Genomic DNA, 22,471 nt, shown 5'->3' with positions numbered 1-22,471 from the left:
CCCGGCGCGCCGTCAGATATCCCCCTGGCGGAGCAATATGACGATATGACTAACTCGGGAGCACCGCGCTGACCTGCACCACCGTGCGGCAGCCTGACCGCTGATCCGCCTCCCTGGGGCGCGGCTGCGGGGCGCGGCGCCGGCTGCGGGGCGCGGCGCCGGCTCCGGTGCCGTGGACGTCCTGGCCGTCGGGCAGACCCCGGCCAAGGCCGCCGGCCGGTCAGTCCAGCAGCCGTCCCAGGTAGGCCCGCAGCAGCTCCCGGGTCTCGTGGATGATCGCCTCGTCGCCCTGCGGGTCGAGCCGGAAGGCCAGTTGGACCAGGGTGTCCGCGCTCTCCACCGCGACCAGGAAGGCCCGCCGCAGCTCCTCGTCGGGGGTGCGGCCGATATAGCCGGCGAGCAGGTCGGAAAGCCGGTCGGCGACCCGGCTGTTGGGCTCCGCCTGGCGGGCGCCCACCGGGATCTGGTTGCCGAAGTCGACCAGGGAGAAGCCGGGCGCGGTGCGCTTCATCGCCAGGTACTCGTCCAGGACGGCGTCCATCGCGGCCCGCCAGTCCCCCGCCGCCGTCCGCTCCAGGCGCCCGGTGACCCGCTCGGTGTACAGCTCCAGATTGCGCTGCGCGAGGGCGTCGGCCATCTGCCGTTTGTTGCCGAAGAAGCGGTAGACCGAGCCGATGGGCACACCGGCGCGCACCGCGACGGCCCGGGTGCTCAGACCGTCGTAGCCCACCTCGTCGAGGAGTTCGGCGCAGGCGTCCAGGATCCTGGTCAGCCGTTCGGCGCTGCGCCGCTGGACGGGGGCGCGGCGGAGCGGGGTCGCGTGGGGCACGGTCTTCATGATGCCTTTCCGCCGGGGTCCGGTGAACCTGGTCCCAGGGTACGGAGCCGCGTGCGCGAACCCCTCAGCCGTCCGCCGGGCGGCCGGCGCCCGCAGGCGTGGGCCCCGGCGGCCGGGTGTCCGACACCGTTATGTCGGCGGTGCTCTGGACCGGCTTGCCGTGCACGGCCCACACCGTGCCGTCGTCGGCGTACAGGCGGGCGGTGACATGGTGGGTGCCGTGCGGGACGAGCCGGCCGGGCAACCGGTACCGGGGCGCGTACAGCCGGGCGATCCGGTGGCCGTCCACGAAGAGGCAGGCGGGCCCGCGCCCGGTGACCGCGGTGTTGCGGGCGCCGGGCGCGGAGACCCGGAAGTGACGGAAGGTCAGCCGTACGTCCCAGCCGTCGGCGGAGTCCGGGGTGACCTCGACGCCGACCTCGGGGGCGTCCTTGCCGCCGACCTCGCGCAGATGGCGGCCGCTGTCGTCGGTGTCGTCCAGGACCTTGCCGACCGGCGAGGGCGAGTCCGCGCCGGCCGCCCCCGCGCTCGCGCCCGCGCCCGCGCCGATGCCCGTGCCCCCGTGCGCGGTGCCGCAGCCGGCCGCGCCGAGGGGCAGCAGAAGGCACACCGCGAGCGCGGCCAGGCGTCCTCGGGTCTCCTTCGTCCACGACATGCCCGGGAGCGTAGAACACGGGGGCGGGCCCGGGAATCCGTCTGAAGTCGGGTTCCCGGGCCACCCCGCGGGGAGGAGGTCATGCGGGGAGGGACGCCCCGCGGGGAGGAGACGCCGCAGGGAGGACGCCGGCGGGGAGGAGGGCCGCAGGGAGGAGGCCCCGCCCTCTTGCGCCGGGCCCCGCCGATTCCTACGGTGTCCCATAGGAATGAACGGACGCAGTCGACGAGCACAGAGGAGCGTGGGGGCGACCATGAGCGGGGACGCGCGCAAGAAGGCCGAGGGGCTGTCGTATCTGACCGGGTTCGGCAATGAGCACGCCTCGGAGGCGGTGCCGGGCGCCCTGCCCGAGGGCCGCAACGCGCCGCAGCGCGCACCGCTCGGCCTGTACGCGGAGCAGCTCAGCGGCGCGGCCTTCACCGAGCCGCGGGCGCACAACCGCCGCTCGTGGCTGTACCGGATCCGTCCGTCGGCCGCGCACCCGCGGTTCACCCGGACGGCCAACGGCTCGCTCCGCACGGCGCCCTTCACCGAGACCGTGCCCGACCCGAACCGGCTGCGCTGGAACCCGCTGCCTGAGCCGGCCGCCGGCACCGACTTCCTCGCGGGACTGTGGACGCTCGGCGGCAACGGCGACGCGACCCAGCGGTCGGGCATGGCCGTGCACCTGTACCACGCCAACGCCTCGATGGAGCGCGTCTTCTCCGACGCGGACGGCGAGCTGCTGATCGTCCCGGAGCGCGGCGGGCTGCTGCTGCACACCGAGTTCGGGCGGCTGCACGTGGAGCCCGCCCATGTGGCGCTGGTGCCGCGCGGGGTGCGGTTCCGGGTGGAGCTGCTCGACACGTCGGCCCGCGGCTATGTGTGCGAGAACTACGGGGCGCCGTTCCGGCTGCCCGACCTCGGCCCGATCGGCGCCAACGGCCTCGCCAACGCACGGGACTTCCGTGCGCCGGTCGCCGCCTACGAGGACACCGAGGGCCCGGTGGAGGTGGTGAACAAGTTCTGCGGCAACCTCTGGACGGCCGTCTACGACCACTCGCCGCTCGACGTGGTCGCCTGGCACGGCAACCATGTGCCGTACGTCTACGACCTGCGCCGCTTCAATGTGATCGGCTCGATCTCCTACGACCACCCGGACCCCTCCGTCTTCACCGTCCTGACCTCCCCGTCGGACACCCCGGGGCTGGCCGGCGTCGACTTCGTCGTGTTCGCGCCGCGCTGGCTGGTGGGCGAGGACACCTTCCGGCCGCCGTACTTCCACCGGAACGTGATGAGCGAGTACATGGGCCTGATCGAGGGCGCCTACGACGCGAAGGCGGAGGGCTTCGTGCCGGGCGGCGGTTCGCTGCACAACATGATGTCGGCGCACGGCCCGGACCGGGAGACGTTCGACAGGGCGAGCGCGGCCGAGCTGAAGCCGCAGAAGATCGACGACGGCCTCGCCTTCATGTTCGAGACCCGCTGGCCGGTGACGCTCACCCCGGACGCGGCCCGCGCCGACCACCTCCAGCAGGCGTACGACGACGTGTGGCGCGGCCTGACGCGCAACTTCCGCATCTGACGCCTGTGTTGCGCCCCTTGTTCCCGACGTTCCCGACCCGGTACGGATATCAGCGTGACCTCATTCGCCCCTGACTCGATCGTCCTGAACCGCAAGCTGCCGCTCTGGTATCAGGTGTCGCAGTCGCTGCGTGCCTCGATACTGGGCCGCTCGCCCGCGGACCCGCTGCGCCTGCCCACCGAGGAGCGCCTGGCGGAGCACTACGGGGTGAGCGTGCTGACCATGCGGCAGGCGCTGAAGGAGCTGGAGGACGAGGGGCTGATCAGCCGGCACCGGCGGCGCGGCACGTTCATCGAGCCCGATGCGCGGCGCGGCGCCCCGGTGCGGCTGCTGGGCTCGGTGGACGCGATCGTGGCCCAGCAGTCCGGGATGCGCACGGAGTTGCTGGCGCACGGGCCCGCGCCGGTGCCGGGCGGGCTCACGGACTGCTTCCCGGGGCTGGCCGAGGTGGCGACGTACCACCGGCTGCGCTTCGACGAGCAGACCGGCGAGCCGACCAACCACGCCGTCAACCACGTGCGCCCCGAACTCGCCGAGCTGATCGACCTGGACGACCTGATCCGCTGGCCGATGACGAAGGTGCTGCGGGACGTCGTCAGGGCGGACATCAGCCGGATCACGGACACCGTGGAGGCCCGGCTCGCCGACCCGGAGACCGCCCGCCTCCTCCAGGTCCCGCTGCTCAGCCCGATCCTGCACTACACGGGCATCACCTACGACACCGAGGGGCGGGTGCTGGACGTCGCGGTGATCCACTACCGGGGCGACCGCTTCTCCTTCACGGTGACCCTGGACGCCACCTGACCCGCCGCGCGCCCCCGGCCCGTACGATGCCCAGCGTGCCGTACGACGACGACGCTCCGCTGCTGGCGGACCTCATGCCGTGGTCCGTCGCACCGCTGCGGCCGGGCCGCGCCTGGCCGACGGCCCCGGATCCGGGCTGTCTGAGAGCCCGCTGGGACGCCCTGCTGAAGGCGGAACTCCCGGACCGCGAGGCCCTGTTCGAGCCGAGCCGGGCCCGCACCCTGCACTCGGCCGTGGGCCAGCTGCCGGGCCGGACCGGCGGCACCGAGCGCCTGGCGCGCGCCCAGGGGCCGTGCGCGGAGCCGGTACGGGTGCTGGCGGCGCCCTTCGACGAGCAGTGGCTGATCCCGGACCACCGGCTGCTCGACGCGGCCCGCCCGGAGCTGTGGCGCGTGGCGGACGAGCGGCAGGTCTTCCTGGTGGAGACCCCCGACGAGCACCACCCGCTGCTGGCCACCGGCCTGCTGCCGGCCCTGCGCACCGGACGGATCCGTCCCCTCCACCGCCGCCCGGCCGCCGCGGACCCGAACCTGGCGCCCGGCCTCCTGGACCATCTCTCGGCCCGCCTGGGCGTCCGGGTCGCTCCCCTCGATCTGGCGGCCTGGTTCCTGGCCACGGCCCGCCCCGACCGCACGGTCCCGCTGACCGACGACGCGGAACTCTGGTCGTCCGGTGTGGCGTCGGGCCGCCGGCTGCTGTGGCTGCTGCGCCGCGACGGCGACCGCCCCAAGCTGCCCGGCGGGCGCCGCCCCTACGTCCGCGCCCCGCTGCCGCCCCGCCCGGCCACCCTGCGCTACGACCCCGAGGAGGAGGCCCTCCACCTGGACGAGGGCCGTGTCTCCCCCGTCCCCGCCGGGGCCTGGGAGTACGAGCTGAACGGGGTCCGGGTCCTGGAGTCCTGGTTCACCTCCCGCACGGCACCCGGCACACCCGGCTCTCCCGGCACCCTGGACGCGATCCGCCCCACGGCCTGGCTCCAGTCCTGGACCTCGGAGCTGCTGGAGCTGATCACGGTCCTGGCCCTCCTGACCGAAGTCCGCTCACAGAAGGCCGACTTGAGGATCCCGTCGTCCATCACGGCAACGGACCTGCGCCACGCGGCCGTCCTCCCGCCCCCACCCTCCTCCCACCTGCCCGCCTCGGTCCTGGACCACCCCGAGGAGGGCCCGGAGGGCCAGTTCGCGCTGCTGTAGAACCTTGCCGCCGCGGTCGTCCGGGGGCGTGCGCCCGCTAGAAGAGCGACGCGACCGGCGACTCGATGTCGCCGTAGCAGCCGTAAGGGGCTCCGCCGGGGGTGCCCCAGAAGCCGACCTTCACGACGACGCGAGCGGGCCGCGCCCGACGGGGGCGTGCCGTGCCGGGGCGACACCCCCGCAACGCCGGGTCGCTCGTCCGGAGTCTCGTGCCGATCGCGGTGTTCCTGCCGCTCGCGGTGCGCCGTCACAGCCGCGGCGAGTGACATACGCGGTACTGACAGACCCGCGCGAGGGGGGAGATCATCCACCCCATGGAGCACCTCGCGGATCATCCCCCGGAACACCCCTCAAAAGCCCAGCCGCTGCCGCTGGAGGGCATCACCGTCGTCGCCGTCGAACAGGCCGTGGCCGCGCCCTTCGCGACGAGGCAGCTCGCCGATCTGGGGGCCCGCGTCATCAAGGTGGAGCGGGTGGACGGGGGCGACTTCGCGCGGGGCTACGACACCGCGGCGGGCGGCCTCGCCTCGCACTTCGTGTGGTGCAACCGGGGCAAGGAGTCCCTCGCCCTGGACCTGAAGGATCCGCGCGGCCGGGAGGTCGTACGGCGGCTGGTCGCGGACGCGGACGTGTTCGTGCAGAACCTGGCGCACGGGGCCGCGGCCCGGCTCGGCCTGGACGCGGCCACGCTGTGCGCGGCGCACCCGCGGCTGATCGCCGTGGACATCTCGGGGTACGGCCCCGTCGGCCCGTACGCGGACAAGCGGGCCTACGACATGCTGGTGCAGTGCGAGGCGGGCCTGGTGTCGGTCACCGGGACGCCGGAGCGGCCGGTGAAGGCGGGGATCCCGGCGGCGGACATCGCGGCGGCCATGTACGCCTTCTCGGGGGTGCTGGCGGCGCTGGTGCGCCGGGGCGTCACCGGGCGGGGCGGGCCGGTGGAGGTGTCCCTGCTGGACTCGCTCGCGGAGTGGATGGGGCACCCCCTGCACCACACGATGCACGACGGCGAGCCCCCGGCGCGCACCGGTCTCGCGCATCCCGTCATCGCGCCCTACGACGCCTATGCGACGGCCGACGGCGGCCGGGTGCTGCTGTCGGTGCAGAACGACCGGGAGTGGCGGCGGCTCGCCGAACAGGTCATGGGGCGGCCGGAGTTGGGGACGGATCCGCTGTTCGCGACGAACGCGGCGCGGGTCGCGCACCGGGCGGAGACGGACGCGGCGGTGGCGCGGGCGCTCGGCGCGCTGGGCACCGACGAGGCGCTGGCGCGGCTGGAGCGGGCGGGCCTCGCCTGCGCCCGGCTGCGGGATCTGCGCGAGCTGGCGGAGCATCCGCAGCTGGCGGCCCGGGAGCGGTGGCGTCAGGTGGGTTCGCCGGTGGGGCCGTTGCGGGCGCTGCTGCCGCCCCTCACGCTGCCGGGCGGGGCGGAGGCGCGGATGGGCGACGTGCCCGCGCTCGGACAGCACACCGGGGCGCTGCTGCGCGCCGTGGGGATGACGGACGACGAGATCGCAGCGCTGCGCCGGGACGGTGTGGCGGCCTGAGCGCGGGCCCCGGACGGGGTCCGGAGACCGTCGGGTTCACCCGGTGAGCGCCGGACGGGCGCTCAAGGGGATCAGTGGCCGGATCGGCGGCCGGTCGAGGACCGGACCAGTGACCGGTCGCGGACCGGGCTAGTGGCCGCCGAACAGCGAACGGCGCAGTCGGCGCAGGGGCGCGAAGAGAGAGACGCGGCGGACCCGCGCGCCCCGGTCGCTGTGCGTGCGCCGGGTGTCCCGCGCCGTCAGCTCCCGCATCAGCGAGGTCGCCTCGACGGTCTTCTGCTGCGGTATCGCGGGACCGCCCAGCACCGCCAGGTGCCGGTCGAGGCGCGAGCTGGTCGCGCTGCTCCCGCAGGTGATCGCAGGGACCCTGGCCCTGCTGCGCACTGTTATCTGTTCCATGTCACTCCCCACCCGTACGAGTCCACCCGGCCCCGGGCAGAGTAACCCTATCTCCCCACCGGGGCACTCGTGTATCGCGCCTTCAGGATTCACCTTCCCCGTAAGGGGGTTGACCATCCCAAGCTGACTACTCTCCGAATCCGACCGGTTTCAGGGCGAGTTGGACAATGGGCTGGCCGACGGCTCGTGCCGGATCGCCGTTGCGGGGCGCCCGTCACCGCGCGTGACGCCCCTGCGGCGCCGGCCCCCTGGTGATCAAGGGCGTGTCGCCCCCGTGGAGCCCCAGGGTGACGACGGGCCCCGGGCGGCGGTCCGGACGCGGCCGCCGCACCGCCGTGACCGCGACCGCCCGCACCGGTCACGGCGCGGGCGGAGGAAGTCGTACGGAGGCGGCCGGGAACGTGGTCCATCTCACGCGCCCGGCCGTCCGGTCGGCGAAGGCCCCGCCGGGCGGAGCCCCCGCCGCGGTGGGCGGTCCCGCCGGGTGCGCACGGCGGGCTCACCCGGGAGGTGCCAGGTGTTACGCCGACGCCCCGGGCCGGGCCGGGAGTTCACTCTGACGGGCGGGACCGGTGGTGCGCCATGGAGTGCTCACCCGTTCGGGTCAGCCGGCCGCGTTGGTGAGGGCCGGCAGGTAGCCGCCGGACTGGCCGTCGGCGGTGGGGTGGTACGACTCGGTGAGGTCGAGCACGTTGAGGCTGTGGAGCCAGGAGCTGCTGGAGCAGATCTCGTGGCTGGAGAAGGCGCTGCGGACGTCACCGAAGACGAAGCCGTGGGCGGAGGCGCGGGACTGGATGGCGCCGTCCAGGGTGTCGGCGGCACCGTTGATGGCCGACCGCTTGGTGTCGGACAGGCCGAGGCAGGTCTGGCCGAGCAGGTAGAAGCGCGGGTAACCGATCACGACCACACGGGCGTTGGGCGCCTTGGAGTGGATGGCGTTGTAGACGGTGTCGAGCTTCCCGGGCAGCGTGTTGGTGGCGTAGGACTTCGCGGTGGCGATGGCGGACAGACAGGTGCTGTCCGAGTTCAGCACGCAGGTCTGCATGACGCTCGCGAACCCGGCGTCGTTGCCGCCGATGCTGATGGACACCAGCGAGGTGGAGGAGTTGAGCGAGCCGAGCTGGTTGGCCATCACATCGTCCGTCGTGGCGCCCGAGCAGGCGTTGAAGGCGAAGGAGGCCGGCTTGTGCGCGGCGTTCCAGAGGTAGGCCGCGGAGTTGGTGCTGCGGTCGCAGTCGCCGCTGGAGCTGATGTAGCTGCCGGCGCCGACGCCGGAGGCGTAGGAGTCGCCGAGCGCCACATAGCCGCCGCTGCTGGATGCCGCCTGCGCCGACGCCGCCTGTGTGAAGCCGAGGCCCAGAGCGAGGAGGAGTGGCGCAACGAATCCGACAAGCCGGGAACGTCTCATGGTGTGTCTCCCAGGTGAGCAGGAAGTCTGCGGCAACTTAAGTAGCAACTACGCGCGTTGAGCGGAAGTGTTCATGTCAAGAATTTTTGACTCTCAATAAGACCGTCTTCAAACATTTACTGCGTATGTATTGCGCGTACATGTCAAACCTGTTGACCACGCCTCAGACACCTGCTCCAGTGGGTTTCTCGGGGGACGGCCGCCCTTGACGCCCCCCTCGGGCCTGCGCCACATTAAAGCCCGGCATCCGGCGCTTCGGGGGGCAAAGTCACCAATGCGCACCTTACGGGTCAACAGGGAACTGTCGTCGCTGCTCGCGGGCGCCACGGCCGCCGTCCCGACGGCCGGCGCGCTGCTCGCCCTCACCGGTTCCGGCTCCGCGCTGCGCGGCCCGTGCGCGCTGCTCTTCCTGTTGCTCGCGCCGGCCGCCGCATTCGCCGCGGCCCTGCGCGGCCTCGACCCCTTCGCCCGCGCCCTGTGCGCGCTCGCGGGTGCGGTGGTCGTCGACATGCTGGTGGCCCAGGTGATGCTCGCCGCGCACCACTGGTCCGTCCGGGGCGGGGTGGCCGCCGTCGCCGTACTGAGCCTGCTCCTGCTGCTCCTCGTGCTCCTTCGGGATCGAATCCCCGGTAAAAGCACACAAGAGTGAGCAAGGTGAGCCACTGTTGCGCAACGGACCAATCATGGGAAAGGCGAAGCACCGTCCAGGTCTTGCCATTCGGGCTCAACCGTCAATACCGTCATACAGCTCGATGGCGGCGGTTCACCGGTGCGTGGTCCCTGGGGAGGGCCGGGCATGACGGTGACTCCGCCGCGCAGCGCGGTAGGGGGGTGCCGTGCTCGGTGACCGCGCGCGGTGGCCGGGCCGGGCCGCGCGACCGGCCGCCATGCCCGCCCGACGGCCCGGACAGCTTTGCCGAGCTCGTCCGCGGGTACGGAGTTCCGCTCGCCGTGCCCCGGAGGAGAGCCCCCCTTTCGAACCGGATCCCAAGCCGGGCCGCCCGGGGGCGGGCGGCCCACCGGACGAGAGGGAACCACTATGAGTTCAGCGCTGCGCCCGCCGGGCCCCGGCCGCGAACCGCTGCTCGTCACCCACTACCGGCCCATCTCCTCGCATCTGGCGATCACTCCACCGGTGAGTGTGGTGATACCCGCCATGAACGAGGCGAAGAACCTGCCCTACGTCTTCAAGAGCCTTCCCGACTGGATCCACGAGGTCGTCCTCGTGGACGGCAACTCCACCGACGGCACGGTCGAGGTGGCCCGCGCCTTGTGGCCGCGCCTCAAGGTCGTCCCGCAGCGCGGCCGGGGCAAGGGGGACGCCCTGATCACCGGGTTCGAGGCGTGCACCGGCGAGATCATCGTGATGGTCGACGCGGACGGCTCGGCGGACGGCGGCGAGATCATCACCTACGTCTCCGCGCTGGTCTCCGGCGCCGACTTCGCCAAGGGGTCCCGCTTCGCCAACGGCGGCGGCACCGACGACATGACCTTCGTCCGCAAGCTCGGCAACCGGGTGCTGTGCGCCGTCGTCAACCGCAAGTTCGGCGCCCGCTACACCGATCTGTGCTACGGCTACAACGCGTTCTGGCGGCACTGCCTCGGCGAGATCGAGCTGGACTGCACCGGCTTCGAGGTCGAGACGCTGATGAACATCAGAGTGGTCAAGGCGGGCCTGAGAGTGCAGGAGGTCCCGAGCCACGAGTACCTGCGCATCCACGGCACCAGCAATCTGCGGGCGGTGCGCGACGGGCTGCGGGTGCTGCGGGTGATCCTGCGCGAGCGCTCCAACCGGCGTGCGCTGCGCCGCCGGGTGCGGCACTCCCCGCTGCTCAAGGCCCGTCGGGGAGAGGTGTCTTGAGCGATCCCGGCATCTCCGTCGTGATCTGCGCCTACACCGAGGACCGCTGGGAGGACGTCCGCGCGGCGGTCTCCTCGGTGCGCGCGCAGTCGTACCCGGCCCTGGAGACCCTCCTGGTCGTGGACCACAACCCGGCGCTCGGCGAACGGCTGGAGCGCGCGTACCGGACGGCCGGGGACGTGCGGGTGCTGCCCAACTCCGGTCCGCGCGGCCTCTCCTCGGGCCGCAACACCGGCATCACCGCCTCGCGCGGCGAGATCATCGCTTTCCTGGACGACGACGCGGTGGCCGAACGGGACTGGCTGCGCCGGTTCGCCGAGGCGTACGCCGATCCCCGGGTGCTGGCGGTCGGCGGGCGCACCGAGCCGGTGTGGGCGTCCGGCCGGCGGCCCGCCTGGTTCCCGGAGGAGTTCGACTGGGTGGTGGGCTGCACCTACCGTGGCCTGCCGCCGGGCCGAGTGCGGGTGCGCAATGTCCTCGGCGGCAACGCCTCGTTCCGGCGTACGGCCTTCGAGGCGGCGGGCGGCTTCGCCACCGGCATCGGGCGGGACGGCGGCCGGCGGCCGCTCGGCTGCGAGGAGACGGAGCTGTGCATCCGCCTCTCCCGCGCCCGGCCCGACGGTGTGCTGCTCATCGACGACCGCGCGGTGATCCACCACCGGGTGCCCCGGGTCCGGGAGAACTTCGCCTACTTCCGCACCCGCGCCTACGCCGAGGGCCTGTCCAAGGCCCTGGTGGCCCGCAGCGTCGGCGCGAGCAAGGGCCTGGAGTCCGAACGCCGTTACACCACCCGGGTGTTGCCAGCCGGTGTCGTCCGGGGCCTGCGGGACGCGCTGCTCGGCCGGCCGGGCGGCGCGGGCCGCGCGGGCGCCATCGTCGCCGGGGTGCTCACGGCCGCAGGGGGGTTCGCGGTGGGGAGCCTGCGGGCGCGGCGCGGCGCGTACGCCTTCGCGGGGACCGGTGACCGGGCGGGGGGCCCGCATGAGTGATCCGCCCGTGCCCGTCCTGATGTACCACTCCGTCGCCACCGCGCCCAGCGCCGCCACCCGGACCCTGTCCGTCGCACCGGACGCGTTCGCCCGGCAGATGGCCCTCATCGACGAGTCGGGCCGCACCCCCGTGACCACCGCCGAGCTGGCGGCGCACTGGCGCGGCGGCCGGGCGCTGCCCGCACGCCCGGTGCTGATCACCTTCGACGACGGCTACGAGGGCGTGCACCGGTACGCGCTGCCCCTGCTCGTCCGGTACGGCTTCCCGGCCACCGTGTTCGTCGCCACCGGCTGGCTGAGGGGCGCCTACGACACCGGGGGCGGCCTCGACACCATGCTCGACTGGCACCAGGTACGGCTGCTCGCCGCCGCCGGTGTGGAGATCGGCGGCCACAGCCACACCCATCCGCAGCTGGACCAGCTGGACGACACCGCGCTGGCCGAGGAGCTGGGCCGGTGCACGGAGATCCTCACCGGTGAACTCGGCGCGCGGCCGGTGTCGTTCGCGTATCCGTACGGCTACTCCAGCCGCCGGGTGCGCCGGGCGGTGCGCGCGGCCGGGTACGCGCAGGCGTTCGCCGTCGGCAACGGGCTCGCCCGCCGCGCCCAGGGGCCGTACGCGCTGCGCCGGGTCACGGTCCGCCGCGGCACGGACGCCGAGGAGTTCGCCCGGCTGCTGCGGGGCGAGGGCATCGGCCGTACGTTCGCCCGGGACCGGGCCCTCACCCGGGGGTACGCGCTCGTGCGCCGGGCCCGGCGGATCGGTCCGGCGCTGCGGAAGGCCGGTCCGCCCCGTGACTGACACGACCACCGCGCCCGGGCCCGAGGCGGCGAAGGCGCCCGGCGCCGCCCGCGCCCCTGGCGGGGGTCCGCTGCTGCGGAACGCGTACGCGCTGATGCTCAACACCGGGATCTCCGCCGTCCTCGGCCTCGGCTTCTGGCTGGCCGCGGCGCACTACTACTCCGATGCCGCGGTCGGCCGGGGCTCGGCCGCCATCGCCGCGATGAAGCTGCTCGCCGGGCTCACCGCGGTGACCCTGACCGGCGCGCTGGCCCGGTTCATCCCGGTGTCCGGAAGGCGCACCGGTCGCTTCATCTTCCGTACGTACGCGGGCAGTTCGCTGATCGTGGCGCTGGCCGCCGGGGTGTTCCTCGGCACCCTGGACGTCTGGGGGCCGTCGTACCGCTTTCTGCACGGACCGCTTCCCGGCCTCGGCTTCGTGGCGGCCGTGGTCGCCTGGAACCTGCTCACCCTCCAGGACGGGGTGCTGACCGGGCTGCGCAGCGCGCCCTGGGTGCCGGTGGGCAACACGGTGTTCTCGGCGGTGAAGCTGGTGCTGCTCGCCGTGTTCGCCGTCGCCGTGCCGGCCACCGGGGTCTTCGTGTCCTGGGTGGCCGCGATCGGCACGTCCGTGGTGCCGCTGGGCTGGCTGGTGTTCCGGCGGCTGGTGCCCCGCCATGTCGCGGCGACCGCCGGGCGACCCGGGCCGCCGCCCGCCCGGGAGATCGGGCGGTTCCTGGCCGGGGACTACACCGGCTCCCTGTTCTCGCTCGCCGTGGTCTACCTGGTGCCGGTGATCATCGCCGCGCAGGTCAGCTCCGAGGAGAACGCGTACTTCTACATCACCACCACCATCGGCGGCACCTGCAACCTGCTCGCCGTCAACATGGGCGCGTCCCTCACCGTCGAGGGCTCGCACGCCCCGGAGCGGCTGGCGGCCGACGCCCGCGCGGCGCTGTGGCGCATGGCCAGGATCATGCTGCCGATCAGCGCCGTGCTGTTCCTCGGCGCGCCCTGGATCCTCGGCGTCTTCGGCGCGGGCTACGCGGACGCGGCGACCGGGCTGCTGCGCCTGTTCGCCGTCGGCACCCTGCTCCGGGTCGTCATGGAGACCTACTTCGCGGTGCTGCGCGCCCAGAGCCGCACCGCCGGACTCGCCTGGCTCCAGGGCCTGTTGTGCGTCCTGGTCCTCGGGCTCACCCTGCTGCTCCTGCCCCGGATGGGGCTCACGGGGGCGGGGGTCGCCGAGATCTCCAGCCTGGCCGTGATCGTCTCGATCGCCGCGCCACGGCTGTGGCGGACGGTGCGGGCGGATGCGGCGCCGGTGCCCGGGTCCACGTGGGAGGCGGGGGCCGTACCGGACGCGGTGGCGCCGGACGGGGATCTGGCGGACCTGGGGCTGTGGGAGAAGGAGCCGGTACGGCGCCGGGTGCCGGCGTGGGCACGCGAGCGGGTCGCCGGGGAGGCCGCACCCCCGACGCGTTCCGCGCCCCCCACGGAGCCGGAGCCCCCGCCGGCCCCCTCTCCCCCGGTGGAGCCGGAGCCCCCGCCGCGCCCCTCTCCCCCCGCCCGCCACCTGCGCTCGGCCCTCCTCCTGACCTCCCTCCTGATCACCGCCCTCCTCCTCTACTGGCTCCCCGCCCTGCGTCTCGGGGAGGGCGATCTGGACCGGATGGGCGGCCTGGGTCTGGTCTCGGTGCTGCCGTGGCCGACGCTCGCGGGCGCGGGCCTGCTGGTCGTGGTGTTCGCCGGGCTGCTGTGGCAACGCCGGGAGCAGAGGGGCCTGTTGCTGGTGACGCTGCTCGTCACGGTCGTGTCGCTGCACGCGCTGCCCGCCGTGATCGAGACCGAGCCCCGGTTCGCGACGGCCTGGCAGCACCTGGGCTTCCTCGACTACATCGACCGCACCGGGACCGCCGTCCCGGACCTGGACGCCCGCTGGAGCTGGCCGGGTTTCTTCGCGGTGGCCGCGTTCGTGGGCCGGGCCTGCGGGGTCACCGACTTCACCGAGGTCATCCGCTGGTGGCCGACGGCCATCCAACTCGCCTACCTGGCACCGATGCTGCTGCTGGTCCGCTCGGTGCGGGCGGACTGGCGGGCGAGGTGGACCGGCGTCTGGCTGTTCGCGCTGTGCGGCTGGGTCGGCCAGGACTACTTCTCCCCGCAGGGCTTCACCTTCCTGCTGTACCTGGTCTTCACCGCGGTCCTGCTGGTCTGGTTCCGCCCGCCCCGGGCCCTGACGGCACGGCTGCGGCCGGGCGAGACGGAGCCACCGCCCGTCGACCGCCGCCAACGGACCGTCCTGCTCCTGCTGTTGCTGGGGTTGTACGCCGCGACCGTGCCCGCGCACCAGCTGACCCCGTTCATGATGCTGGGCGTCCTCGCGGCCCTCGTCCTGCTGCGCCGCTGCGAACTGCGCGGCCTGCCCCTGCTGTGCGCGGTGCTCGTCGCCGTCTGGCTCGGCTTCATGGCGGAGCCGTACTGGTCCGGGCACTTCGACGACCTCTTCGGCGGCATCGGCGGGATCGCCGGCAATGTCTCCACCTCCGTCTCCGGCCGCATCCAGGGCGGCGATCCGACCCACAAGCTGGTCCTGTACACCCGGGTGCTGCTGGCCGGTGGCGTGCTGGCCCTCGCCTGCTGCGGCTGGTGGCGCCGCCGCCTGTGCCGGTACCGCGAACGGTCTCTGGTGGTCCTCACCTCCGTCCCGTTCCTGGGCTTCGGCATGCAGTCGTACGGCGGTGAGATGGCGCTGCGCGTCTTCATGTTCGCGGTGCCGGGCGCGGCCCTGCTCGGTGCCCTCGCGCTCTTCCCCCGCCCCACGGGGACCCGGCGGCCGGTCCTCGCCCTCGGGGCCGCGCTGCTCGCCGGGCTGCTGCTGATGGGCGGCTTCCTGGTGGCCCGGTGGGGCAACGAGCCCTTCGAGCGCACCCGGCCCGGCGAGGTCGCGGCGATGAACTGGGTGTACGCCCATGACCGGCCGACCGTACGCCTGCTGTGGCTGAGCGATGACACGGTGAACGACGTGACGCCGTCGCTGCCGTGGGGCGCGAAGGACATGGAGCGGGTGGACTACGTCCCGACGCTCGCGCCGGTCGACCCCACCCGGGTGTCCGGGCTGGTCGAGGCGCTGAAGGAGGCGGGCCCGCACTCCTGTCTGATGGTCGATGAGAGCCAGGTGACGTATCTGCGGCTGGACGCGGGCTACCCGGCGGCCTGGGGGCCCCGGCTCACCCGGAGCCTGGACGCCCGGCCGGAGCTGACGAAGGTCCTGGCCGACGCGGATGTCACGGTGTACGCCCTGCGCGCGCCGCCCCCGGGCCCGGTCCCCGAGCCGCACCCCGGGCCGGTCGGACCCCGGGTGACCTGGACGCCCTGGTCGGTGGTCGGCGCGCTGGCCGCCGTCGTCCTGATGCTGCTGCTCGCCGCGCGCGAGGTGGTGCGGGTGGCGGTGCGGCCGGGGGCGCGCCAAGTGCGTTTCCTCCACGGGAGTTTCTGGTTCTCCCTGCCGCTCCTGGCGGTGGTGCTCGCGGTGCTGGTGCAGCGGTTCCTGACACTGAAGTGAGGGCGGCGGGTGTCAGCGGTCGAGCCACTTCACCTCGTACGGCCGCAGCGTGAGCCGGCCGCCGTCCACCCGCGCGACGGTCGTACGGTCGCGGGTGTTGACGACGAGGACGGTGCGGTCGCTCCCGAGGACGCGCAGGCCGGACGTGGCGGCCGGGTCGACGGGGACCGTGCGGTAGCGGGTGCCCGGCGGGAAGGCGGCGGCGAACCGGGACAGCAGCGCGTACATGGGCAGCGGCCGGCCCCCGTCGGCGCGGTCGGTCGGGGTCCACAGGCAGCCGGGGCAGGCGGGGCCGGTGCGCTTCTCCGGGTTCCAGTAGAAGCCGGATCCGGCGCCGCCCCGGACCAGGGCGATCATGCCGGTGGCCTGGACGGCGACCCGGTGCGGATCGGACCAGCCGGCGTCGCCGTCGCCGGGTTCCACGTAGTACTCGGCCCACCACAGGGGAAGGTCATGGGTCTGCCGTCGTACCCAGGCGCTGACGGCGGTCAGCTTGTCCGTGGCGCTGAACTCGTCGGGCCGGGGGCTGCCGCCGTCGGGGTAGCTGGCGCCGTCGACGACGGTGAAGTCGGCGCCCGCCTTGTGCGCGTTCCAGTAGGAGAAGGCGTCGAGCACCCGCTGGTCCATCGCGCCCCAGTCGCCCCGCAGCCGGGGGGACGCCTCGGGGTCGGACGGGGCGACGCTGACCATCGGCAGATAGGGGCCGCCGACCAGGACGTCCTCGCCGGTCCTCTTCAGCGCGCGGTACACGAGGTTGTACAGGTCGGTGTACCCCTCGTAGTCCCAGCGGCCCGCGGCCTCGTCCCAGAAGCCCTTGAACTCGTTCCAGACGAGGAAGTGGTGGACGTCCGGATAGCGCCGGGCCACGGTGGCGGCGAGGTCGGCGAAGTCCTGGTAGTGGGCGGGGGTGGGCGCGGTCTCCAGGGCCGACCGGCTCCAATCGGTGTTGTCCGCGCCGGACTTGCCGCCCTTCATCCAGTCGGGGGCGCAGCACAGGGTGATCACCGGGGTGCCGCCGGAGGCGCGGACGAAGGCGATCCGGCGGTCCAGGGCGGCGAAGTCGTAGTGCCCCGGGGACGGTTCGGGGTTGTCCGCGCCCCAGCCCATGATCGCCTGGTCCTGCGCCGGGCCGCCGTCCGCCTTGAGGAGCCCCCGCACCCGGGCGGTGGCGGCGGGCGCGCCCTCGTCGGCGCTGAACTGGGTGTGGGTGAAGCCCCAGCCGACGTACGGCCGCGCGGTGCCGCGCGGCGCGGCCGAGGTGCCGGGCGATCCGCCGGGCAGTCCGCCGGGCGGCCCGCCGAGCAGGCCCACCAGCACGGCGAGCGCCGCCGCGATCCCCCCGAGCAGGGCGGCGAGCCGCCATCGCCGGCCGACCGGTGCCCACCCATGACGTGCCATCGAGGGCCACAGTATCGGCGCGGTACGGGGCTTGGGCAGACCCGGGGCGCCCCCGGGACACCCGGAACAAGCGGTGGAAATGCCGTGCGCGGAGGGCATCGGTGACGGATCATGGCGGCATGCCTGCGAACCCGCACGACGCTCTGCCGATCCGGCTCCACGTCGACGATTCCGACTCGCCGTCCGACGTCGTCGACGCGCTGTTCCTCGGCCGTTTCGCGACGGGCGAGCAGCCGTACTCGCACGCGGTGAACATCGACCGCGTGCGCTCCGGCGCGACCCTGCTGCCCGAGGGCGCCCAGGTGCTCCGGGTCGCCCGGGACGACGACCGCAGCGCCACCCTCGCCGAGGGCGACGGCTGGACGCTGCTGGTCTCCCGCTGGAGCCGGGGCGCGGATGTCACCGTGACCGCGACCAGCGCCGAACTGGCCCAGGAGATCCTCGACCGGGCCACGGACGGCGCTGCCGACGAGCCCGAACCCCAGCCGGAGAACGTGACGATGGGGTTCTGGTACGTGTCCCCGCGCCGCGGTCCGCACCGCACCACCCGGCAGATCTCGGCCGGCACCTGGTCGGAGGTCCGCGCCAACTACACCGCGCCGGTCGCCGAGGCGATGGACCGGCTGATGAAGACCACCCCGGAGGACATCGCGGGCCGCCTCCTGCTGCTGCACGGCCCGCCGGGCACCGGCAAGACCTCGGCGCTGCGCACCCTGGCCCGCTCCTGGCGGGACTGGTGCCAGGTGGACTGCGTCCTCGATCCCGAGCGGCTCTTCTCCGACGTCGGCTATCTGATGGACATCGCGATCGGCGAGGAGGACGGCGCGGGCAAGGGCCGCTGGCGGCTGCTGCTCCTGGAGGACTGCGACGAGCTGATCCGCGGCGAGGCCCGGCACACCGCGGGCCAGGCGCTGTCCCGGCTGCTGAACCTCACCGACGGCCTGCTCGGCCAGGGCCGCAACGTCCTGGTGGGCGTCACCACGAACGAGGACCTGGAGCGCCTGCACCCCGCCGTGGTCCGCCCCGGCCGCTGCCTGGCCCGCATCGAGGTGGGCCCGCTCACCCGCGACGAGGCGGTGCACTGGCTCGGCACGGAGGAGGGCGTCGGCCGCGAGGGCGCCACCCTGGCCGAGCTGTACGCGCTGCGCCGGGGCACCACCCCGACATCGGTGCCGGGGGCGCGCAACGGCGCGGACGCGGGGCTGTACCTGTAGTGCTTTCATGAGGAGGTGACCTTGCTGGTCGGCACCTCCGGGTGGCAGTACAAGGACTGGCGGGACCTCGTCTATCCGGCCGGGGTCCCGGCGCGGCTGTGGCTGGAGGAGTACACCCGGCTGTTCGCCACGGTGGAGATCAACAACGCGTTCTACCGGCTGCCGTCGTACGACAATTTCGCCGTCTGGCGCTCGCGGGTGCCACCGGATTTCGTGGTCGCGGTCAAGGCCAGCCGCTATCTGACCCACATCAGGCGGCTGAAGGACCCCGCCGAGCCGGTGGACCGGCTGATGACCCACGCGGCGGGCCTCCGCGACCGGCTCGGTCCGGTCCTGCTCCAGCTCCCGCCCACGCTGCGCGCCGACCCGGCCCTGCTGGACGCCTGTCTGGCCTGCTTCCCGGCCGGTACGAGGGTCGCGGTGGAGCCCCGGCACGACTCCTGGTGGACGCCCGAGGTGCGGGAGGTCCTCGTCTCCCGGGGCGCGGCCCTGTGCTGGGCCGATGTGCTGTCCCGCCCGGTCACCCCGCTGTGGCGCACCACCGGCTGGGGCTACGTCCGCTTCCACCAGGGCCGCGCCCACCCCTGGCCCCACTACGGCCACCGCGCCCTGGAGACCTGGGTGGACCGCATCGCCACGGCCTTCCCCGACGACGAGCCCGTCCACGCCTACTTCAACAACGACCCGGGCGGAGCGGCGGTGGCGGACGCGGTGACCTTCGCGAGGGCGGTGCGGCGGGCGGGCCTGACGGTGACGCGATTCCCGGAACCGGCGGGTCAGCGCTGACGCGTCCCGGCGGTGCCGAGCCCTTCTCGGCCCACCCCCGACACCCCGGCCCCGCCTCAGCTGCCCCCGTAAGCCGCCCGCAGGGCGTCCCGTACCGCCGCCAGCGCCGCCTCCTCCCCCAGCCCCAGCCTCCGCACCCGGTCGGCATACGCCTGCGCCGCCACCGACGCCTCACGTTCCGCGGCCGAGCCGGCGGCGGCCACATACGTGCCGAGGCGTCCCCGCGTCTCGATCACCCCGTCGCCCTCCAGCGCCCGGTACGCCTTGGCCACCGTGTTCACCGCGAGCCCCAGGGACTCGGCCAGCCCCCGCACGGTCGGCAGCCGGTACCCCACGGGCAGCACCCCGGACCGTGCCTGCTCGGAAATCTGCGCCCGCACCTGCTCGTAGGGGGGCGCGCTGTCATCGATGCGGATCTTCAGGCTCACAGCCCGATTCTGACGCACCCGCCGAAAAATGAGGGGCACCCCCGGGGCAACTCCCCGTACGGTCCCTCCACATGACATTGATCGTCCGCGATGTGCGCCCCGAGGTACCGGCCGACACGGAGGGCTTCGCCCGGGTGCGCCGGCTCGCCCTGCCGTACATCCTGTCCACCCCGGAATCGGTCCGGCACAGCGCGCTGCACACCCATCCCGACGCCCGCTACCGCCCGCTGGTCGCGGAGGAGGGCGGCGAGATCGTCGGCGCCGCCCAGGTCCTGCTGGCACACGACAGCGGCGAGCCGGGTCAGGGCCTGCTGAACATCCACGTCCGGCCGGACCGGGCGGGGCGCGGCGCGGGCACGCTGCTGCTGCGCACGGCCGAGGAGTATCTCGCCTCGCTGGGCGCGACCAAGGTGTTCAGCTGGGTCCTGGACGAGCCGGCCGACCGCGCCTTCGCCGAGCGGCACGGCTACCGGGCCAGCAGGTCCGCGTACTTCCTCCGGCTGGACCTGGCCGGTGGCGGGCTTCCGCCGCTGACGCCCGCCCCGCCGGGCGTCGAGCTGCGCTCGGCCGCGGAGTTCGCGGACGACCCGCGCCCGCTGTTCGAGCTGGACGCGGAGACCCTCCAGGACGAGCCGGGCGATGTCGGCTTCGAGGCGCCGGACTACGACGACTGGCTGACCAGCACCTGGCATGACCCGCTGCTGAACCGCGAGCTGACCATGGCCGCGTGTGTCGACGGCCGCCCGGTCGCCTTCACCGCCGCCTGCACCGACGGCGGCGGCCGGTACTCCACCTCGATGACCGGCACCGCCCGCGCCCACCGCGGGCGCGGCCTGGCCAAGCTCGCCAAGCTGCACTCGCTGCACCGGGCCCGCGCCGCCGGTGTCACCGACGCGTTCACGGGCAACGACGCCGGCAACGATCCGATGATCGCGGTCAACAAGTGGCTCGGCTACGAGATCTGTGCGGCGGAGGTCCGTCATGTCCGTGAACTCGGCTGAGCCGACGACCGATCTGACCGTCAGCCTGGTCAAGGGCGGCCGTACGAAGATCCGTTACCCGGCGGGGCTGCTCGGGGACGACGGCACCCGGGTCGTGGTCCGGGCGCCCTGGGCGGGCGACGGCACCCGTGACTTCGGGTTCGTGCGCTTCGAGCCGGGCGATGTGTTCACCGAGTACTACTGGCGGGACCGGTGGTACGCGGTGAAGGAGGTCCGCGCCGCGGACGGCCGCGTCAAGGGCTGGTACTGCGACATCACCCGGCCCGCGGTCCGCACCGGGGCGGAACTGGTGGTGGGGGACCTCGACCTGGACCTGTGGCGGTCGGCCGACGGCGGGGACGTGCGCCGCCTGGACGAGGACGAGTTCGCCGCGAGCGGGCTGGCCGAGCGGGATCCGGGGGCCGCGACGGCCGCCGTGGCCGCCCTCGACGAGCTGGAGCGGCTGGCCCGCGCGGACGGTTTCGGCGACCTGCTGGCCTGACCCCCGTCGGGCACGGCTCAGACGCCCGCCACCACCGCGTACCGCTCGTCCGTCACCTCCTTTCCCCACAACACGGCGTCACCGGACAGCCGCTCCACGCCCGCCCCGGCCGTCACCCGGTGCCCCTGCTCGGCGGCGAGCAGCGACAGGCCGCCGGTGCCGCAGCCGAGGTCGAGCACCTCGGCTGGGTGCCCGGGCAGCCAGGGGGCGAGGCGGGCCGACCAGGCGGTCCGTGCGGTGGGATCGCGCGGGCCGTGGGCCGGTTCGTCGTCGAATCCGGCGGCCTGCGCGTCCCAGTGCGGCGGCTGGGCAGTCGTATCCCTGTGCTCACGCTCAACGGTCATGGCCGCAAAGTGACACACGCCACTGACAGTCCCGCACGAATGAGGAACTCTCACCCCACACGTCTACCTCCGCCGCCACGCGGAACCGGGTAGGCGCCGAAGGAGGCAGCCATGCGCCGTACATCCGTGCAGAAGCCGCTGAAGAGGACGGACGTCCGCCGGGTCCGCGAGGAGGCGGAGGAGCGTCCGGCGGGGCGCCCCGAGGTGCGCAAGGACATCGCGCGCACCTGGTGGCCCGACGGCTGACCCGGCGCCCGGCCGTCAGCTGAGGGCGGAGGCGCAGGTGGTGGTGCTCGCGTGCGCCGGGTCGAGGGCGTTGGCGGCCTCGTGGAAGACGATGCGGTCGCTCAGGCCGGCCAGCACATGCTCGGAGAGGTCCAGCGGGCACAGGTCCTGGAGCAGGACGTTGTGCACGTCGGAGCCGCTGAGGTACTGGCTGCGCCAGGGGGTGGCGACCTCGTCGTACTGGGTCGCGATGACCGTGTAGTGCACCCCGGGCACGGTGTCGCCGCCCGCGTTGAGCTTGGTGAGGAAGGCGGAGCCGGGTATCTGGTCGGCGAGGCCGGGGGTGGTGGCCTTGACCAGGTCCGTGGCGCCGGGGAAGTACGGCAGCAGCTTGGTCAGGCCGCTGATGGTGGCGCCGTGGTTGTCGGGGGCGATGCCGACGAGCGCGTTGACCTTGTCCGCGCCGCCGAGGAACTTCAGGTAGTAGCGGGGCATCATGCCGCCCTGGGAGTGCCCGACCAGGTCGACCTTGGCGGCGCCGGTGGCGGAGCGCACCTGGTCCACGAAGGTGGCGAGCTGCGCGGCCGACTGGTCGATGTGGCCGAGCCCGAAGAACACGGGGACGCCGGGGAGTTGGCCGTAGTCCAGGGAGAAGACGCAGTACCCGCGGGCCTCCAGGTAGGGGGCGAGGCCGAGCCAGTTGTCGACCGAGTTGCCGAGGGTCCCGTGGACCAGCACGACGGGGCGGGGGTGGGCGGCGGACGGCTTGCAGGAGTAGTCGTTCCAGCCGGTGCGGGTGACGGTGTCGGCGTGCGCGGCCGTGGCGGGCAGGGTGACCGCGGCGGCGGACAGCAGCAGCGCGGTGAGGGGTCTGAGCACTCGCTTCCAGGGCAGCATCGGGTGATCTCCTTGCGGCTCAAGGGGGATACGGCGGACTGGCCCTGTGATCCGGATCACGAGGATGCTGTTCATTCGTCAAGTTACGGGCGG

At 73.6% G+C, this 22,471-nt stretch carries 21 protein-coding genes and 1 pseudogene; 14 read left to right on the top strand and 8 right to left on the bottom strand.

Annotated elements, in window-relative coordinates; translation table 11 throughout:
- Positions 1-220 precede the first annotated feature (220 nt).
- On the bottom strand, positions 221-838 hold the full coding sequence (locus QHG49_RS27615) for a TetR/AcrR family transcriptional regulator (RefSeq protein WP_301491665.1): 618 nt from the start codon (positions 836-838) through the stop codon (positions 221-223).
- A gap of 64 nt (positions 839-902) precedes the next feature.
- Positions 903-1,493, bottom strand: coding sequence for a hypothetical protein (locus QHG49_RS27610; protein WP_301491664.1), 591 nt, complete (start codon positions 1,491-1,493; stop codon positions 903-905).
- A gap of 253 nt (positions 1,494-1,746) precedes the next feature.
- Here QHG49_RS27610 and hmgA point away from each other — a divergent pair, with 253 nt between their 5' ends.
- The 4 genes from hmgA (at position 1,747) to QHG49_RS27590 (ending at position 6,601) form a co-directional block, all read left to right on the top strand.
- Positions 1,747-3,057, top strand: a complete 1,311-nt coding sequence (gene hmgA / locus QHG49_RS27605; protein WP_301491663.1) for a homogentisate 1,2-dioxygenase — start codon at positions 1,747-1,749, stop codon at positions 3,055-3,057.
- A 54-nt stretch (positions 3,058-3,111) separates the two neighbouring features.
- Positions 3,112-3,861, top strand: coding sequence for a GntR family transcriptional regulator (locus tag QHG49_RS27600; protein WP_301491662.1), 750 nt, complete (start codon positions 3,112-3,114; stop codon positions 3,859-3,861).
- A gap of 26 nt (positions 3,862-3,887) precedes the next feature.
- On the top strand, positions 3,888-5,054 hold the full coding sequence (locus QHG49_RS27595; RefSeq protein WP_159700016.1) for a type ISP restriction/modification enzyme: 1,167 nt from the start codon (positions 3,888-3,890) through the stop codon (positions 5,052-5,054).
- Between the two features lie 314 nt (positions 5,055-5,368).
- Positions 5,369-6,601 carry a CaiB/BaiF CoA-transferase family protein gene (locus QHG49_RS27590; RefSeq protein WP_159700019.1) on the top strand — a complete coding sequence of 411 codons (1,233 nt, stop codon included), beginning with the start codon at positions 5,369-5,371 and terminating at the stop codon, positions 6,599-6,601.
- Between the two features lie 129 nt (positions 6,602-6,730).
- On the opposite strand, the gene QHG49_RS27585 is transcribed toward QHG49_RS27590, so the two are convergent.
- Both QHG49_RS27585 and QHG49_RS27580 read right to left on the bottom strand, forming a co-directional pair.
- Positions 6,731-7,000: a hypothetical protein gene (locus QHG49_RS27585; protein WP_037658345.1), complete on the bottom strand. Its 270-nt coding sequence runs from the start codon at positions 6,998-7,000 to the stop codon at positions 6,731-6,733.
- A 604-nt stretch (positions 7,001-7,604) separates the two neighbouring features.
- Positions 7,605-8,408 (bottom strand): SGNH/GDSL hydrolase family protein, encoded by an 804-nt coding sequence (locus QHG49_RS27580; RefSeq protein ID WP_145483511.1) that lies wholly within the window; start codon positions 8,406-8,408, stop codon positions 7,605-7,607.
- Positions 8,409-8,682: 274 nt separating this feature from the next.
- On the opposite strand from QHG49_RS27580, the gene QHG49_RS27575 reads away from it, so the two are divergent.
- The 5 genes from QHG49_RS27575 to QHG49_RS27555 all read left to right on the top strand — a co-directional run bounded on the left by QHG49_RS27575 (position 8,683) and on the right by QHG49_RS27555 (position 15,604).
- Complete coding sequence (locus QHG49_RS27575) at positions 8,683-9,057, top strand: hypothetical protein (protein ID WP_201300532.1); 375 nt, start codon at positions 8,683-8,685, stop codon at positions 9,055-9,057.
- Positions 9,058-9,447: 390 nt separating this feature from the next.
- Positions 9,448-10,269 (top strand): glycosyltransferase family 2 protein, encoded by an 822-nt coding sequence (locus tag QHG49_RS27570; protein WP_301491661.1) that lies wholly within the window; start codon positions 9,448-9,450, stop codon positions 10,267-10,269.
- Positions 10,266-11,258, top strand: a complete 993-nt coding sequence (locus QHG49_RS27565; protein WP_301491660.1) for a glycosyltransferase family 2 protein — start codon at positions 10,266-10,268, stop codon at positions 11,256-11,258. Before QHG49_RS27570 ends, QHG49_RS27565 begins: the two co-directional genes overlap by 4 nt.
- Complete coding sequence (locus QHG49_RS27560; RefSeq protein WP_301491659.1) at positions 11,251-12,060, top strand: polysaccharide deacetylase family protein; 810 nt, start codon at positions 11,251-11,253, stop codon at positions 12,058-12,060. The genes QHG49_RS27565 and QHG49_RS27560 overlap by 8 nt, the downstream gene beginning before the upstream one ends.
- The gene (locus QHG49_RS27555; RefSeq protein WP_301491658.1) at positions 12,053-15,604 is read left to right on the top strand and encodes a lipopolysaccharide biosynthesis protein; all 3,552 of its coding nucleotides are present in this window, start codon (positions 12,053-12,055) and stop codon (positions 15,602-15,604) included. The genes QHG49_RS27560 and QHG49_RS27555 overlap by 8 nt, the downstream gene beginning before the upstream one ends.
- Positions 15,605-15,616: 12 nt before the next feature.
- On the opposite strand, the gene QHG49_RS27550 is transcribed toward QHG49_RS27555, so the two are convergent.
- Entirely contained in the window at positions 15,617-17,002 is a 1,386-nt protein-coding gene (locus QHG49_RS27550) for a xylan 1,4-beta-xylosidase (RefSeq protein ID WP_301491657.1), read from the bottom strand.
- 119 nt (positions 17,003-17,121) lie between these two features.
- Here QHG49_RS27550 and QHG49_RS27545 point away from each other — a divergent pair, with 119 nt between their 5' ends.
- The gene (locus QHG49_RS27545) at positions 17,122-18,216 is read left to right on the top strand and encodes a DUF5925 domain-containing protein (RefSeq protein ID WP_301491656.1); all 1,095 of its coding nucleotides are present in this window, start codon (positions 17,122-17,124) and stop codon (positions 18,214-18,216) included.
- A gap of 15 nt (positions 18,217-18,231) precedes the next feature.
- Positions 18,232-19,002 carry a DUF72 domain-containing protein gene (locus QHG49_RS27540; RefSeq protein WP_301491655.1) on the top strand — a complete coding sequence of 257 codons (771 nt, stop codon included), beginning with the start codon at positions 18,232-18,234 and terminating at the stop codon, positions 19,000-19,002.
- 56 nt (positions 19,003-19,058) lie between these two features.
- On the opposite strand, the gene QHG49_RS27535 is transcribed toward QHG49_RS27540, so the two are convergent.
- The gene (locus QHG49_RS27535) at positions 19,059-19,430 is read right to left on the bottom strand and encodes a GntR family transcriptional regulator (RefSeq protein ID WP_167532145.1); all 372 of its coding nucleotides are present in this window, start codon (positions 19,428-19,430) and stop codon (positions 19,059-19,061) included.
- 71 nt (positions 19,431-19,501) lie between these two features.
- Here QHG49_RS27535 and QHG49_RS27530 point away from each other — a divergent pair, with 71 nt between their 5' ends.
- Both QHG49_RS27530 and QHG49_RS27525 read left to right on the top strand, forming a co-directional pair.
- A complete protein-coding gene (locus QHG49_RS27530; protein ID WP_301491654.1) occupies positions 19,502-20,431 on the top strand; it encodes a GNAT family N-acetyltransferase in 930 nt (309 codons plus the stop codon).
- On the top strand, positions 20,412-20,912 hold the full coding sequence (locus QHG49_RS27525; RefSeq protein ID WP_301491653.1) for a DUF402 domain-containing protein: 501 nt from the start codon (positions 20,412-20,414) through the stop codon (positions 20,910-20,912). Before QHG49_RS27530 ends, QHG49_RS27525 begins: the two co-directional genes overlap by 20 nt.
- An 89-nt stretch (positions 20,913-21,001) precedes the next feature.
- Here the strand turns inward: QHG49_RS27525 and QHG49_RS27520 are convergent.
- Positions 21,002-21,256, bottom strand: a pseudogene (locus QHG49_RS27520) (class I SAM-dependent methyltransferase); the annotation flags it as partial.
- A 111-nt stretch (positions 21,257-21,367) separates the two neighbouring features.
- Here QHG49_RS27520 and QHG49_RS27515 point away from each other — a divergent pair.
- Positions 21,368-21,502, top strand: a complete 135-nt coding sequence (locus QHG49_RS27515; protein WP_145483480.1) for a hypothetical protein — start codon at positions 21,368-21,370, stop codon at positions 21,500-21,502.
- A gap of 15 nt (positions 21,503-21,517) precedes the next feature.
- Here the strand turns inward: QHG49_RS27515 and QHG49_RS27510 are convergent, their stop codons facing one another.
- Positions 21,518-22,378, bottom strand: a complete 861-nt coding sequence (locus QHG49_RS27510) for a triacylglycerol lipase (protein ID WP_145483477.1) — start codon at positions 22,376-22,378, stop codon at positions 21,518-21,520.
- Positions 22,379-22,471: the final 93 nt, after the last annotated feature.

Source organism: Streptomyces sp. WP-1, assembly GCF_030450125.1.
Taxonomy (GTDB): Bacteria; Actinomycetota; Actinomycetes; order Streptomycetales; family Streptomycetaceae; genus Streptomyces; species Streptomyces incarnatus.
Note: the sequence above shows the minus strand (reverse complement) of the source record. Positions and strands in the feature narration are given on the sequence as shown.

Coding starts and splice junctions, on each gene's coding strand:
- QHG49_RS27575 (WP_201300532.1), top strand. CDS start 8,683: ATGCGCACCTTACGGGTCAACAGGGAACTGTCGTCGCTGCTCGCGGGC.
- QHG49_RS27510 (WP_145483477.1), bottom strand. CDS start 22,378: ATGCTGCCCTGGAAGCGAGTGCTCAGACCCCTCACCGCGCTGCTGCTG.
- QHG49_RS27590 (WP_159700019.1), top strand. CDS start 5,369: ATGGAGCACCTCGCGGATCATCCCCCGGAACACCCCTCAAAAGCCCAG.
- QHG49_RS27530 (WP_301491654.1), top strand. CDS start 19,502: ATGACATTGATCGTCCGCGATGTGCGCCCCGAGGTACCGGCCGACACG.
- QHG49_RS27545 (WP_301491656.1), top strand. CDS start 17,122: ATGCCTGCGAACCCGCACGACGCTCTGCCGATCCGGCTCCACGTCGAC.
- QHG49_RS27580 (WP_145483511.1), bottom strand. CDS start 8,408: ATGAGACGTTCCCGGCTTGTCGGATTCGTTGCGCCACTCCTCCTCGCT.
- QHG49_RS27525 (WP_301491653.1), top strand. CDS start 20,412: ATGTCCGTGAACTCGGCTGAGCCGACGACCGATCTGACCGTCAGCCTG.
- QHG49_RS27585 (WP_037658345.1), bottom strand. CDS start 7,000: ATGGAACAGATAACAGTGCGCAGCAGGGCCAGGGTCCCTGCGATCACC.
- QHG49_RS27595 (WP_159700016.1), top strand. CDS start 3,888: ATGCCCAGCGTGCCGTACGACGACGACGCTCCGCTGCTGGCGGACCTC.
- hmgA (WP_301491663.1), top strand. CDS start 1,747: ATGAGCGGGGACGCGCGCAAGAAGGCCGAGGGGCTGTCGTATCTGACC.
- QHG49_RS27570 (WP_301491661.1), top strand. CDS start 9,448: ATGAGTTCAGCGCTGCGCCCGCCGGGCCCCGGCCGCGAACCGCTGCTC.
- QHG49_RS27560 (WP_301491659.1), top strand. CDS start 11,251: ATGAGTGATCCGCCCGTGCCCGTCCTGATGTACCACTCCGTCGCCACC.
- QHG49_RS27615 (WP_301491665.1), bottom strand. CDS start 838: ATGAAGACCGTGCCCCACGCGACCCCGCTCCGCCGCGCCCCCGTCCAG.
- QHG49_RS27550 (WP_301491657.1), bottom strand. CDS start 17,002: ATGGCACGTCATGGGTGGGCACCGGTCGGCCGGCGATGGCGGCTCGCC.
- QHG49_RS27610 (WP_301491664.1), bottom strand. CDS start 1,493: ATGTCGTGGACGAAGGAGACCCGAGGACGCCTGGCCGCGCTCGCGGTG.
- QHG49_RS27515 (WP_145483480.1), top strand. CDS start 21,368: ATGCGCCGTACATCCGTGCAGAAGCCGCTGAAGAGGACGGACGTCCGC.